Genomic DNA, 14050 nt, shown 5'->3' with positions numbered 1-14050 from the left:
CTGTAGGGTACGCACCGCGTACCATTTCAGACCGTTCCGCCACTAGAACCTCAAAAGGTACGCGGTGCGTACCCTACAGTGAACAACTCAGGCTGTGGTTGGGCATGCTTTTTATGCCCGATTTAATATGGAGACGGATTTCAGGTTTGTCACCAGAATCTTGGGCAACACAAAGCATGCCCAACTTACAAAGATTTAAGCGCATTTCCCTTTGCTTCCTTTGCTTCATACATTGCTGTATCAGCATGATGCAACAGCGTTTTAGCGTCAGTGCCATGGTCGGGATAAACGCTTATTCCGGCGCTTACGTCAATTTCGATATCGTTCTCATCAATATGGTAAGGGCTGCATATTGTATCGACAAGAGGGCTAAGCAGCTTTTCAACCATTTTCTGACCGGTAATATTTTCGAACAGTATGACGAATTCGTCGCCGCCCAAGCGGGTGACGGTATCGGATTCGCGGACGCTTCGAGTGAGCCGGTCTGCAACTTTTTGCAATAACTTATCTCCGGTCTTATGCCCGAAAAGATCGTTAACCGGTTTAAATTTGTCCAGATCCAGGAACAACACGGCAAATTTGGTATTGTTGCGCGCCGCCAGTCTAATTGCCTGCTCAAGCCGGTCATTAAATAGCACCCGATTAGCCAAGCCGGTTAACGGGTCATGAAGAGCGATGTGGCGCAGATGCTCTTCTGTCGCTTTGCGTTCGGTAATATCCGACAGGATGGCGACATAATGCGTGAGTTGGTGGTCGGCGTCTTTTACTTGGTTAATGCTGACTCTCATCGGAATCAGGGCGCCGTTTTTCTTGCGGTCGATAACATCACCCTGCCATTGGCCGCTTTTATTCAGCGCTTCCCACATCCGGCTGTATTCTTCACCGGTGGTATAACCCGATTGCAGGATTGACGGAGGCTGGCCCAATAGTTCGACTTCGGTGTACCCGGTCATAGCGCAAAGCGCTTGATTGACCGAAACGATACGCGCCGACGAATCGGTAATCAGAATTCCGTCGCTGCTGGCGGCAAAAACCGTTGCCGCCAGCTTTAATTGTTGCTCCGCTTTTTTGCGTTCGCTCAGGTCCATGACATAGGCAATGCCTTGTTCTTGATTGCCGGCCAGCATTGCCGAGCCAATATAAATCGGTACCCAATGACCCAGTTTATGGATCAATACTTTCTCAAAAGGCTCGCATCGGCCATGTATTAAAAGCTCGCGGATGGCTTGTTGATCGCGCTGTTGAAATTCAACCGGTGTAATATCCCGCCAGTTGAGGGTGCCGGTCAAAACATCCGACCGGTCATAGCCGGTCATGGTTAAAAACAGGTCGTTCGCTTCCTCGATTACGCCATCTGTTCGCCAGGAAATAATGCCGATCGTATTCGATTCCTTGAGCCTGCGAAACCGCGACTCGCTGATAAGCAGTCGCTGTTCCGCTTTGGTGATGCCTTTGATGATTTGTCGGCTGACCAGGAGTGCGATGCCGATGAAGATAATCAGCACTAGTACGGTAGCGAGCCATGTCGCTTGTTTAACCCATCTTGCCCCTGCGCTCAGGATCAGTGAAAAGCGGTTTTCCAGTTCATGAAGCTGACCATTGAGTTGCTGCAAGCGTTGCCGCAATTCGATTATTTTTTCGGTGTTTGAGTTTGCGGCATTGAGTTCAATCCGGATTTGTTCGCTGAGTTGCTTCAGTTCGTCGATCATTTGATCGGCAGATTGCCATGTAAAGATAGCGTCGCGCATATAGGAAATGCGCTGAAATGTTAAAAAGAACTCTATCATCGATTCTATGTCGTCAGGATGATTTTGCCCTTGCAGAAAGCCTTTTCTGACTTCCTCATAATTTGGCGGGGATTCCAATAATGCCAGCCGGGCATTTTTATCGCCATTGATGACCTGTAGAGCTTGCAGGTAAGCGTTATAGTCGCTTTCCGAACGGTTATAGGAATAACTGTCCAGATAGAATACGGCATCTTTCTGCGCCTTGGCCCACAAACCTTCGCCCCTGACATAGGAGCGCACGCCATCGAAAATACTGCCATACCAAAAAATCATCCCGCCCAGCAATACTGAAATCAGCACAAACAGGGAGATAATAAAAACAACTTTTCCTTCGGTGGAAAGTGTGGGGAATCTTTTAGTTACCATAACGTTCTAGAAGCTGTGTGTTATCTAGCGTTTTGGTACATGTTTTTGCTGTTCATGGAGCGTATCCTGATTTTCTAGCGGGTTTCAACGGCCCTGCATCCTGTCTCAAGCTGAATGGTAAACCGGTTCAGCGCTGCTTTCCAGTCTTGTAGCTCTGTAAGCCGGAAAATAAGCTTGTTTGAGCGCAAGCAAAAAACAGGCGTTTACGATGATGCTGGTCAGGCAGGAGCAGGAATTCAAGCGGGCAGGGGGCGGCAAAACCATCCAGGTCGATGTGCGGGTAACCGCGGCCGCACATCGCAATCCGGACGAAGCGGCTGGTTTGGAGAGGTTTCGTTTCGATTTGTATTCAGGCTTATATCCGCTATGGAATACGTAAATGCTGGCCGGGAAATATCCGATTCGGGTCGTTTAAGATATTGCGATTGGCATCAAAAATGCGCTGCCATTGATTGCTATCGTTATAGAACTGTTTGGCAATTTTAGAAAGCGTATCGCCGCTGGATACAGTGTAAGTTCGAACGGACGAGGCAGTGGCCGATCCAACTCCGGTATCGACAGCAGCGGCGCTTGCGGTTGTTGCCTGTTGTCCTGGGCTGGGCGCTTGCTCCTCCTCATCTTCCTTATCGCCAAAATACGATGCGGCCGCTTTTGCAGCAAGCGCGGCCCCCGCTCCGCCAAGAAGCACCTTGCCCCAGGTTGCCAGGCTGCTTGATTCGGGAGGCTTTCCATCCGGCGTCAATTTGTCGATCACAGCGGGTAAAATTTGTGACAGCACTGATGCTCCTTGAGATTCAGGGATGTCTGCCTGTCGAGCGACAGCATCAACCTGGTCTTTGCCCAGTGCATTGGCCAGCTGGTCGGGATTTATACTCCTGTTTTCTCCAGTTCCGATCCAGGACTCGGCAATATCTCCCATTCCTGATTGCTGAAGTTTCTTAACCAACCCGTCTATGCCGCCCATTTTCTCCAGCATTTCCAGAGAGCCATTCAATAAATTTTGGGTTTTGTTTTCAACTTGTCCAGAAGAATCATTTGTGCCAATAGCGGATTTAACAATGTCTGTAAAAAGGCTCATAAGGTTTCTCCGAGTGAAATTCGTGGAAGATAACTGCAACAGCATGATTCCGGTGTTTGCGGCAATCAGTGGTATTTCCGAATAAATCTGTTTAGCTCAACAGCTCTGGAGGAATGTTGCCGCCGTTCTGTGCGAGTTTTTGCAGCACGGTTTTATGCAGCCATATATTCATCTGGGATGAATCGGCCATCATTTGCGTAGGGCAGCCCAATTCTGCCGCAAGATCCTTACGTGCATCTAAACTACTGTCCAGTCCCAATAATTTTAACAAATCGACAATCGAGGTTTTCCAGTTAAGTTTTTCCGGATGGGAAGCGGCTAATCCTTCCAATTTGGTTACAACATCGACCACAGAAACTCCTTCAGTAGGGGCGGAAGCTGCTGGTGGCTGTGTTTGTGGCTGGCCTTCATCAGGTTTTTTCGCGGCAGCCGCACCGCGAATGCCCAGTTTTTCAAGAATGGAATTAAATAGGCTCATGACAGATCCTTATAAAATGAAAAGTTGAGTGAGAGCAATGTTGACGCTTGTTGAAGTTTGGCTATTTAAAATTAAGCGGTACGAAACCGGCCTGGTTCAGGTACTTGGATCCGGAACGCTAATAAATATTGAGCATCCGAGCGCTTGGAACTGGGTGATGTCTCCACATCCTGTTTTGGCTATAAGGGTCCGAACATTATCCGGGTAATAAATGCTAATAGTTTGAATCAACGATACATAAGATTGGGCTTAATGCACAATATGTAGAAATACTTAAACAAGCTTAGCTTGAAGCGTAAGCGGCTTTGTAATGTAATCAGTCAGGCTGGGATATTGTAAGGTATTGTAAATAAAAGATTTGTTGGATTCAGGCTAGGCAGTCTTAACTCGAAATCTTAATGTTTTAAAAACTTTAAGAGTGTTGTTATGCGATAATTACGTATTGAATAAAACATAATAAACGATTATGGATAATAAATAAGGAAACACTATGTTCTCATTGCAAACTATCTTCGGTAAAGGCGATAAATTTTATGGCTTGCTTGAAGCCAGCGCCGAGTCTGCGCGTTTGTCTGCTAAGGCATTGAACGAGCTTCTCGGCACACCGGCGACGCAACAATCATTGGAAAAGTTTAAACAGGCACGCCGCCGGGAAAAGGATTTATTCGCACAAATCAGCGAAGAATTGGTCAATACTTTTGTTACCGTGCTTGATCGTGAAGATATTGAAGCCCTTAACGGCGCTCTGTATAAAATTCCTAAAATCGTGGAAAAGTTCGCGGAGCGCTATACCATAGCCTCGGAGCGGATTGGCGATGTGGATTTTATCAGTCGTGCTGCCATGCTGGAACAAGCTTGCAAAGTCCTGGAGCAAATGATCAGGCTGTTGCGTAAAGGCATGGATCTGGATCAAACCAAAAAATTAAACGATCAGTTGCAAACCATTGAAGCTGAAGCCGACCGATTAATCCTTGAATTGTACCGGGATGCCTATGCCAACGAGTCCGACCCGATCCGTTACCTGGTAAAAAAGGATTTGTTTGAAATCCTCGAAAAAGCGATTGACCGCTGCCGCGATGCCGGTAATGTCATCTACCATATCGTCCTAAAAAATTCATAAAGGGTTATCATGCTGACCTTGCTCTTGCTTGTCATTCTGGTAGCGCTGGTATTCGAGTTTATTAACGGGTTCCACGATACCGCGAACTCCATTGCTACGGTTGTTGCCACCAAAGTATTAACACCTACGCAGGCGGTAATACTCGCCGCAGTTACCAATTTAACCGGTGCGCTATCGGGTACCGCAGTGGCCAAAACCATTTCATCGGGATTAGTCGACACCAGCTTGGTGAACATCACTTCCGAAGTTTTGATCTGCGCGCTGGTCGGCGCGATTATCTGGAACCTGATTACCTGGGCATTAGGGCTGCCGTCTTCTTCCAGTCATGCCCTGATCGGCGGTTTATGCGGTGCAGCCCTGGCTGCCGGGCACAATAATCCCGATGTTTTGATCTGGTCAAAAACGGCGGCAGACTGGACGACGAACAAAGGCTTGCTTTGGAAAGTCGTGATTCCCATGATCAGCTCACCGGTTGTCGGCTTTACCTTGGGTATCATTATTATGGGCGGCCTGATGGCTATCATTAGCGGCATGAATTCCGCCGGTGGCACCCTGGCACGAATGGCGCGTCCAAAATGGGTTAACGCTACGTTTGGCAAGGCCCAGCTTTTGTCGGCCGGGTATATGGGATTTGCGCATGGCAGCAATGACGCGCAAAAAACCATGGGTATTATCGCTTTAGCCATTTTTGGCGCTAACAGCGCCGGTACCCTTGATCAGTTGCCGGGCTGGGCTGAATTTTTGCGGCCGGATGGCGGAGAAAAGGACATCGATACCTGGATTACCTTCACTTGCGCGTTGATCATGGCGCTTGGCACTGCGATAGGCGGATGGCGTATTATCAAGACTCTCGGCCATAAAATGGTCAAGCTGCACCCGATCCACGGTTTCGCGGCGGAAACCAGCTCAGCGACAATTCTGTTGACCGCGGCCCATTTCGGCATGCCGGTTTCGACTACGCACAGCATTTCAACAGCGATTATGGGCGTCGGTTTTGCGAAAAATCCTCACGCGCTTAAGCTTTCCGTCATCGAACGGATTGTTTGGGCCTGGGTTCTGACGATCCCGGCAGCGGCGGGAGTGTCTTGGGGAATGGTGAATTTGTTGTTTTTGTTTCATTTAGGGGAGTAGGTCGGCGCAATTTCTGAAAAAAAATCGGTTTCTCCGGCAATTGTGGTTGGAATGCGATTTGTTCAGCGTCTCCCTAATGATCATTTTGCAAGAGGCTCTGGATTTAATGAATTCGGGCAAGAAGCGATCCCGTTAAAAGGATCGACTTCTTGCCCGTAGAAATTTGAAAAGCACGCTTGCAAAGCGGATTAAAATTTTACGATCACGTCCGTTGCGAAGGTGAACTGGTCGCCTTTGTTGCCGGCATCAAAGGCTCGAGCTTTATCGGCCCAGTCGTAACGGACTTCAGGTCGAACGACCAACCAGCCCATCGGTTTCCAATTTAAGCCGGCAGTCATTCCATAATAACTGCTGGAACCATTCAGCGGACCGCCTCTGACATTTTGAGTGACGCGGACGCCCTCATGATCCCTGAACCATTCTGCGCGAAGTCCGGCCGACAACTGGTTGTTGATGTCATAAGTCAGGAAGTTATTGATGCCGTACCAGTGTGCTGTGCCGCCGCCGAGAAGAGGGTGTTGATCCTGGAAAGTGTAATCGTGTTGAAAAGTGTAATGAAATTTCGGAGTGAAATCATGATTGATGAGAAAAGTATATCGCGTGCGATTGGCTGATACCGATTCATCCCAGTCTCCGGTGATGGCATGAAGGCTTGTCGAGGTAGAGTCACTGATTTTCCAGGTAGCGCCCCCGATGAAATTCCAGGCTCCAGCTTCGTTGTCGACGTTATCCCAGCCCATCACGGCACCGGCATCGATTGAGAACTTGCTGTTGACCGGATAATTTAGCAAAACGCCGGTATGAGTGAACGGACCTTGCCAGGTAAAGCTGTAATTTCTGGAATAAAAGAAATTGCCCGGAGCGGTAACGCCTTCTTTGCCGATGATGGTATAAAAATGACCGGCTTTGATAGACAAGCCGTTGCCCAGCGGAGCAAAAATTTCGGCATACGCCTGTGGAAAGGCGACATCATATAAACGCAGATCATTCGAGGAAATCAGATTGGAGTCCCAATGATCGAAAGCCTGCGTTTTATAGGCATCGGTTCCAAACATAAAGTCGGCACGGCCGCCAATATCCCAGTCCTTGCCTTGTTTATCGACTTTTCGCTCAATAAACAGATATAGCTGATTCATCTGAAGCTCAGAATCTCGCTCGCTATAGGCGTTCGGGCCGTTAAATTTGTCGGCCGGATCGTTGGCATTATAGGTTACGCCCGCCGAAACCCAGCCGCCTGCGGTTAAATGCAGGTTTTGCATAAATTCGAATTCATTGATGCCGGTGGCTTCCAGCAAGCCTTTGGATTGGGAAGTCAGTTCGGCATGAACGCCACCAGCCAGCACAATCAACATCCCTCCGACGATATATTTTTTAGCGGTTAAAGTTTTCACTTGTGTTCTCCCGAAATAGATAAATTATTAATTTTTGTTTTTATAACAACAAGTTATTTATACGATACAAATTTATTTCCAGATTATTGGAATAACTTTTTATCGGGTTGAAACAATTCCCAACCTGGCCCGGCAACGTCCGTGAACTACAGGCGTCATTGCGTGGGCAGGATCGCTAAAATAGCCGTGGGACTGTGCCAAAATCAGGCGTCGTTTTTTTTTACATTTTCTTGCGCGCTTCTTCGCCGAGCAAGGGCAGAGGGACTCCGTCATGGGAAGGGTATAAGACCGAGTCCCTCGAAACATTTTTTGATTTATCGCTCATGATAGCCTGTCTGGCAGTGGCGATTAATTACTTCAGTTTCTCAATCGTGAAGCGCTGGTAACGATGCGCAAAATCAAACGGCACGCGACGAATGACATTCATCGCGCGCGCCGCATCCGTATCGCCGGGTGCATAGATTAGCAAAAACGCGGAGCCTTGCCTGGCTGCTTCCAAATGGGCGTTTACGGCCTCGTCGGCCCAGCCCAAGCGCGCCAAAAAGCCCGTATTATCGGTGAGATTACGCTGTGCGGCGTCAGCCACCGCTTCGCTCGTATAGAGTTCACAATCCGCCTGGTCATAACCACCGGTTATAAGATCTCGTTGTACCTGTTGCGCATCCTCTTGTTTAGGAAATGCGACGACAATATAGCCAAGCGGATAAAAAATGCCGAAGCTCGTTGCAGGCGCTGTGTGAGGTTTATTTTCTGGTGTCTGATTGCTCATAACTCATCCTCTCTCGGTAACGTTGCTTTAATGGTTTGTCTTTAGCAAGTATCAACTAAGGTGGTAGCGGGCATGGGGCCAAGCTGCCAGTAAGCCTTTGCGGGCTGATCGCGCAAAAGGGGCAGGGTAGAATAATTTTGACCCCAATTTTTTTGATTCTGCTAACTGGCATCGCCATCTTCATTCTTCCTTTTCCCGAAAAACAAAACACTGATAGCCGCTATAAACAAGCATTACCGGAACTAAAAAACCGATGCCGGTAAGCATGAATATCAATGTTTTTCTGGAAGATGCCGCTTCCATTATGGTTGCCGGGGGATGGAGGGCCTATAAGGATAATAGCTTATGGTCATTCCCATCAGCGCTTCAAAGATAACCAGGACCAGGGACATGCCGACTGATACAGGAAATTGTAATCGCGATAAAAATACCGAATCCCAAAAAATGTCCACAGGTAACTTTTATGACTGGCGGCATCAACGACTCAAAAAACAAATCTAGCGTCGTTGATCAAAATTGATAGGCTAACCTTTTTGCAAGAAATAGAAATACGTAAAACCATGTATTTACAATTTAAGCTACAGATTGTAGGTGGGGCTTCATGGACAGCCCTCCCTGTTTACGCGGTTTGCCTTACGGTAGCCAAACCGCTATCGACGGTACCGAAAACGTTCTTGCCATCGGTGCCGGCACAGCCGACAGCAATAATCGAAATTAACAGGCATGATTTCACGGTTTAAACTCTTCATGGCATGAACTTCTAAATACTACTTTCTTCAAGAATTTACATTCCGCATGGGGAAGGAGGCTGAACACTTGGCTATGCAACTTGCCCCAGGCACAAGGAAAGCCAGCGAGCAGCGTAAAGTCACTATATTTCGTAAATTTAACGATATTTAGTGAAATTATGTTTACATGGTGTTTGTTTGCCTATTATATAATTCCTTAAGCTTATGATTTAGAAGTATTAAACTGGTTTTTGCTGACTCCGGCACGGCACTTGCAATGATACGGATAACATCCTTTTGTTGCGAGTCCAAGGAGACTCCAAAGCCATGACCTCAACCGACAAAAATGCCCGGGCTGCTTGGGCAACATTAACCCACGACAGCCTGAATAACGGCCACGTCGGCAAGCGTACGCTGACTGGCGTGCAGTTTTTCTTCCTGAACTTCGGCTTGCTGCTGGGCAACGTCCTGGTATTGTTCAACACCGGCGCATTTGCCTCCGTCGTCCTGCACGCCACCGGCGATCTGGGCGTCAGCCCCAGTCACGCCAGCTGGATGCAGACCTACTACTTCATTAGCCTGGCGTTGTCGCTGCCGGTCAGTTCCTGGCTGGCTAACGCGGTCGGAGAAGTCCGGTTGTATCTGTGGTCCATGATCGCGATGACGCTGGCTTCGCTGCTGTGCGCAATGACTGGCGATTTGTTCTGGTTTTTATCGGGCAGGGCATTGCAGGGTTTTTTCGGCGGCTTGACTATCCCACTGTCGCAAACCTTGCTGATGCGCGAATACCCGGAATCTTCCAAATCCTTTGCAGTGTCGCTGTGGAGCATCGCCGCGCTGACTCCGTTCACGCTCGGCCCGGCCGCCGGTGGCTGGATAGCCGATCATTTGGGCTGGCGCTGGCTGTTCTACCTGAATGGGCCGCTGCCGTTGCTGGCTGCGGCATTGGTCTGGGCTTTGCTGTTCGACAGGCAATCCCCGCAGAAGAAAATGCCGTTCGATCGCGTGGGTTTTGTGCTGTTGACAGGCGCGCTGGTTTGTTTACAGACCGTGCTGAATCAGGGCCAGGATGCGGACTGGTTCAACTCGAACGGGTTGATCGCCGTAGCGCTTGCAGGTTTGCTGATGCTGGCCTACTTCATCGTGTGGGAACTGGCGGAGCCCTCGCCGCTGCTCGATTTAAGGCTGTTCGCGCGGCGCAATTTCGCGATCGGCAGCGTCATGCTCAGCGTAAGCTTTATGTTGATGTACGGCTTGTTGTCGGTGCTGCTGGTACGCTTGCAGGTGGTGGCCGGTTATACGTCGTTCTTGGCCGGCAGCGCGTTATTGCCGCTGGTGTTTCTGGCTAAACCTGTGGCCAGCGTCATGCACCGGATTGTGCATCGTTTCGATGCCCGCCTGTTGGTCAGTTTAAACATGCTGCTGTTTGCTCTTTATTGCACCTGGACCAGTCGCTACGACTTTTTCGGGCGCGGCGGCTGGTTTACGCAGACCTTGTGGGCGCAGGTGTTGGAAGGCCTTTGCCTGGGGGCGTTGTTCGTGCCGCTGACCACCTTGTTTCTGTCCGGCCTGACGCCGAGACGGCAAGCCCAGGCAGTGGAATTGGGCGGCATGTTGCGGGTGCTGGGTGGCAGTGTCGCCTCGCCATTATTAAGCGTGTTTTGGGAACGGCGCGCCGCCTTTCACCAAAGCCGACTGATCGAAAACTTTTCGCTGCACGATGGCGGGTCCGGCGACATTATCGCCAGGCTGCATGCCGCCGGTCTGCACGGTCAGCTGGCCAATGCTAAGTTGGCGGGAATGGCCGGTCAACATGCTGCGATTCTCGGTCTGGACGATACTTTCCGGTTGACGGCTTGGTTATTCCTGGGCTTGGCGGCAGTGGTCTGGATCGCCGATCCGGTCAAACCCAAACCGCCTGTTACTGTTAAGGAAGACAGTCGCCAAGCCGCTCTGGAAGAGCTGATGGAGGAGCCGTAGTCATGTTCAAGTTTAACAAAACGGCCTTGTTGGCAGTAGGACTGTCTCTTTTGAATGGATGCGCATTCATGCCGGAGGACGGATCGCGAGCCAAATTGCTGGAAATGCCCAGCCTGAAGCAAACCCTGAACGGCGATGCCCAAGCCGAAAAAATCGTCAGCGAATGGCCGAGAGCGCAGTGGTGGCAGGAATTTCATAACGCCGAGCTGAACCGCTTGATAGATACCGCATTGAAAGACAGCCCAAGCCTGCATGCGGCAGCGGCGCGTTTGACCCAGGCGGAGGCGGTAGCCGATTTTCAGGCTGCCGAGATGCTGCCGAGCCTCTATGCCAACGCCGAACTGCATCACCGCCGCTTTTCAGCGACCGATTTTTACGGCCCGGCAGGCGGCCAGACTTTCACCGGCGCGTACATTGATCCGGTGGTGTTTCGCTATCACCTCGATTTGTGGGGCAAGGATAAGTCGAATCTGGAAGCGGCGTTGGGCAAGGAGCGCGCGCAGGCTTCGGAGTTGGCGATGGCCCGGCTGATGCTGAGCACCGCCATCGCCCGCAGCTATATCCGTCTGTGCGCAGCCGAGGAAGACATCGAGCTGGCCCACGCGCTGAGTGAAAAAGCCGGGGAAAAACGGCAATTGGCCGAGCTGCGCTGGCAACGCGGATTAACCAGCCAGGACTTGGTTTATGCCGCCGAGCAGCTGCTGGAAGCGGCGCGGCAACGCGAAACCGCTGTGCGCAATCAGTCGCAAGTGCTGCGCAACCGACTGGCGGCGCTGGTCGGACAGGGGCCGGACTGGGGCAGAAGCATTCATGTTCAGAAGACCGAGGTTGCCGGACACCTGCCGCAGCCGGAAGCGTTATCGCTGGGGTTGCTGGCGCATCGCCCGGACGTGGCGGCGGCAATGTGGCAGGTGGAGTCTGCTGCGCAGTTGATCAATGTCGCGAAAACCAATTTTTATCCGGACGTCAATCTGGTCGGTTTTGCCGGTTTGCGCAGCCTTAATCTGAAAGATTTGTTCCTGTCCCATGGCGCCAGCGTGGCTTACGGCATGGGGCCGACTGTTTCCCTGCCGATTTTTGAAGGCGGGCGGCTGGAGGCGGAATTGAAGAACCAGCAGGCGGTTTACGATGCCGCGGCCGAAAGCTACAACGGCACGCTGCTGGCAGCGGTGCAGCAGGTCGCCGATAGTCTGGCCGAATGGCGAAAAACGCTGGAACATGATGCCGCCCAGGAACGCGCGCTGGAGGCAGCAGGAGCCGCATCAACGCTGGCCGGAAAACGTTACCGGGCCGGGCTTAGTACGCGTGACGGCATTATCGACGCAGAAGCGGCCTTGGTTCAGCAGCGGCTGACCGCCAGCGAACTGCATAGCGCCCATCTGCTGGCTGCGGTCGGCCTGATCGAAGCGTTGGGCGGCGGATACGAAAACACAACGATGAGAGTGTCGAGCAAAGTAGGACACAATGACTGATATACAAACCAAATCCCAGCGTCATTTCGTATTTTTCCTCGTTCTCACGCGCCGCGTGGGAACGCAGTGCAGGACGCGCTGCGTCCCGTATACGCCAGAGGCTGGACGTGATTCGCGGCGCAGCGCCTTGACTGCATTCCCACGGAGCCCGTGGGAACGAGAGCGTTCTAAAATCAACAGTATTGCCCGATAAGGTAGGCAGAGCCATGACGAATACCCAAACCAAACCCCAGCGCCATTTAGGCTTTCATCAGCGTCGGCAGCATCGAGGCTACCGGCTGTTGCTGGTGACTGCCGTCGCGTTTCTGGCCGGATTGATAACTCTGCTTTATTGGTGGAAATTTGCCAGCCATACCGTGGTCACCAATGATGCCTATATTACCGGCAACCTGGCTCCGCTGAAGGCGCAAACCAGCGGCACGGTCGTGGATGTGCGGGTCGACAACACCCAGTATGTGAAGCAGGGCGATGTGCTGGTGCGGCTCGACGGCTTGCAGGCGCAAGTGGCGCTGGAGCGGGCCGAAGCCAATTTGGCCGATAGCGTGCGGCAGATCGAAACTTCGTTCAGCCAGGCCGATATGTTGCGCCAGAAACTGGCCGCCAAAGAGGCGATTTTGAATCGCAGTCAACGCGATTTGGCCCGCTATCGCAGCGTGGCTGGCGACGGGGCGGTATCGGCGCAGCAGATTGAAAATAGCGAGTTTCAGGTCCGAGAGCTGGAGGCCGACGTTCGCCAGATTCGCGCCGAACTGGCCGGAGCCGAAGCGTTGATCCAGAACACCAGCCCGGCCGATAACCCGAAGGTGTTGCAGGCGGTCGCCGCGCTGAAACAGGCTTATCTGGATAATGCCCGGCAGCAGATTGTCGCGCCGGTGTCCGGTTTCGTCGCCAAGCGTACTATTCAGCCGGGTGAGCAGGTGCGGCCTGAGACGCCGCTGCTGGCTATCGTACCGCTCGATTATTTATGGGTGGAAGCCAATTTTCTGGAAAACGAGCTGGCCGATGTGCAACCCGGCCAGCCGGTGGAAATCACCGTCGATCTGTACGGTTCCGAGGTCGTTTATCACGGCGAAGTGCAGGGGCTGGGCGCCGGTACCGGCAGCGTATTTGGCCTGTTGCCGCCGGATAACGCGACCGGCAACTATATCCATATCGTCGAGCGGGTGCCGGTACGGATCGGCTTGCGTGCCGAAGAGCTAAAGGCCAAGCCGCTGCGGCCAGGACTGTCGGCAGTGGTGCGGATCGATACCGATCATCCTGGGCGTTCGGTTCTGGAGCCGTTAACCACGACGCCTGCTACCGCCTATAAAACCGAAGTTTACGATCATCAGCTGGATGGTGCCGAGGCTTTGATTCAGAAGATTATTGAAGGTAATAGGCAGGCAAAAAATCAGAGAGGTAGTTGAAATTGGCTGGCAAGTTTTATCATTGTATGGCTTATCAATAATTGATAACATTGAAAGCAGTCTATCGAAGAGAGTTATTGCGATGCCATCCAGTTACGCCATAGGCGATCACTTTGAACAGTTCATCCGTCAGCAGATCGAAAGCGGACGCTACGCTAGTGCAAGCGAGGTTGTGCGTGATGCATTGCGCGAGCTTGAGGAGCGGGAGCGGCTGCGGGAAATCGAGTTGGAGGAATACCGGGTAAAAATACGCGAAGGGATTAACAGTCCAGAGCTGCGTGCCGAGGATGTTTTTACACGTCTTGAGGCTAAGTATCAGGCCATGGTCGATTCGCAAGCTTGAT

Annotated in this window: 12 protein-coding genes; 7 read left to right on the top strand and 5 right to left on the bottom strand. The window is 51.4% G+C overall.

Going from position 1 to position 14050, the window contains the following annotated elements:
- Window positions 1-185: 185 nt before the first annotated feature.
- Window positions 186-2153, bottom strand: a complete 1968-nt coding sequence (locus M0R47_RS00320) for a sensor domain-containing diguanylate cyclase (protein WP_292548823.1) — start codon at window positions 2151-2153, stop codon at window positions 186-188.
- Between the two features lie 178 nt (window positions 2154-2331).
- On the opposite strand from M0R47_RS00320, the gene M0R47_RS00315 reads away from it, so the two are divergent.
- Window positions 2332-2532 carry a sigma 54-interacting transcriptional regulator gene (locus tag M0R47_RS00315; RefSeq protein WP_292548821.1) on the top strand — a complete coding sequence of 67 codons (201 nt, stop codon included), beginning with the start codon at window positions 2332-2334 and terminating at the stop codon, window positions 2530-2532.
- On the opposite strand, the gene M0R47_RS21820 is transcribed toward M0R47_RS00315, so the two are convergent.
- Both M0R47_RS21820 and M0R47_RS00300 read right to left on the bottom strand, forming a co-directional pair.
- Window positions 2518-3231 (bottom strand): YidB family protein, encoded by a 714-nt coding sequence (locus M0R47_RS21820; RefSeq protein ID WP_366513149.1) that lies wholly within the window; start codon window positions 3229-3231, stop codon window positions 2518-2520. The genes M0R47_RS00315 and M0R47_RS21820 overlap by 15 nt on opposite strands.
- A gap of 91 nt (window positions 3232-3322) precedes the next feature.
- Window positions 3323-3709 carry a DUF3597 domain-containing protein gene (locus M0R47_RS00300; protein WP_292548819.1) on the bottom strand — a complete coding sequence of 129 codons (387 nt, stop codon included), beginning with the start codon at window positions 3707-3709 and terminating at the stop codon, window positions 3323-3325.
- A 490-nt stretch (window positions 3710-4199) separates the two neighbouring features.
- Between M0R47_RS00300 and M0R47_RS00295 the strand changes: the two genes are divergently transcribed.
- Complete coding sequence (locus tag M0R47_RS00295) at window positions 4200-4829, top strand: pit accessory protein (protein ID WP_292548817.1); 630 nt, start codon at window positions 4200-4202, stop codon at window positions 4827-4829.
- A 9-nt stretch (window positions 4830-4838) separates the two neighbouring features.
- A complete protein-coding gene (locus M0R47_RS00290; protein ID WP_292548816.1) occupies window positions 4839-5960 on the top strand; it encodes an inorganic phosphate transporter in 1122 nt (373 codons plus the stop codon).
- A gap of 188 nt (window positions 5961-6148) precedes the next feature.
- Here the strand turns inward: M0R47_RS00290 and M0R47_RS00285 are convergent, their stop codons facing one another.
- Together M0R47_RS00285 and M0R47_RS00280 are read right to left on the bottom strand one after the other, a co-directional pair.
- Window positions 6149-7351 carry a porin gene (locus M0R47_RS00285; RefSeq protein ID WP_292548814.1) on the bottom strand — a complete coding sequence of 401 codons (1203 nt, stop codon included), beginning with the start codon at window positions 7349-7351 and terminating at the stop codon, window positions 6149-6151.
- Window positions 7352-7703: 352 nt separating this feature from the next.
- Complete coding sequence (locus tag M0R47_RS00280; RefSeq protein ID WP_292548812.1) at window positions 7704-8120, bottom strand: hypothetical protein; 417 nt, start codon at window positions 8118-8120, stop codon at window positions 7704-7706.
- 1055 nt (window positions 8121-9175) lie between these two features.
- Here M0R47_RS00280 and M0R47_RS00275 point away from each other — a divergent pair.
- From M0R47_RS00275 to M0R47_RS00260, 4 genes are all read left to right on the top strand, one after another.
- Window positions 9176-10828 (top strand): DHA2 family efflux MFS transporter permease subunit, encoded by a 1653-nt coding sequence (locus M0R47_RS00275; RefSeq protein ID WP_292548810.1) that lies wholly within the window; start codon window positions 9176-9178, stop codon window positions 10826-10828.
- Between the two features lie 2 nt (window positions 10829-10830).
- On the top strand, window positions 10831-12300 hold the full coding sequence (locus tag M0R47_RS00270; RefSeq protein ID WP_292548808.1) for an efflux transporter outer membrane subunit: 1470 nt from the start codon (window positions 10831-10833) through the stop codon (window positions 12298-12300).
- 206 nt (window positions 12301-12506) lie between these two features.
- Window positions 12507-13706, top strand: a complete 1200-nt coding sequence (locus M0R47_RS00265) for an efflux RND transporter periplasmic adaptor subunit (protein WP_292548806.1) — start codon at window positions 12507-12509, stop codon at window positions 13704-13706.
- An 82-nt stretch (window positions 13707-13788) separates the two neighbouring features.
- The gene (locus tag M0R47_RS00260; RefSeq protein WP_292548804.1) at window positions 13789-14049 is read left to right on the top strand and encodes a type II toxin-antitoxin system ParD family antitoxin; all 261 of its coding nucleotides are present in this window, start codon (window positions 13789-13791) and stop codon (window positions 14047-14049) included.
- The last annotated feature ends 1 nt before the right edge of the window (window position 14050 follow it).

This window comes from Methylobacter sp., from assembly GCF_023227905.1.
Lineage (GTDB): Bacteria > Pseudomonadota > Gammaproteobacteria > Methylococcales > Methylomonadaceae > Methylobacter_A.
This window is presented reverse-complemented; position numbering and strand designations above follow the sequence as displayed.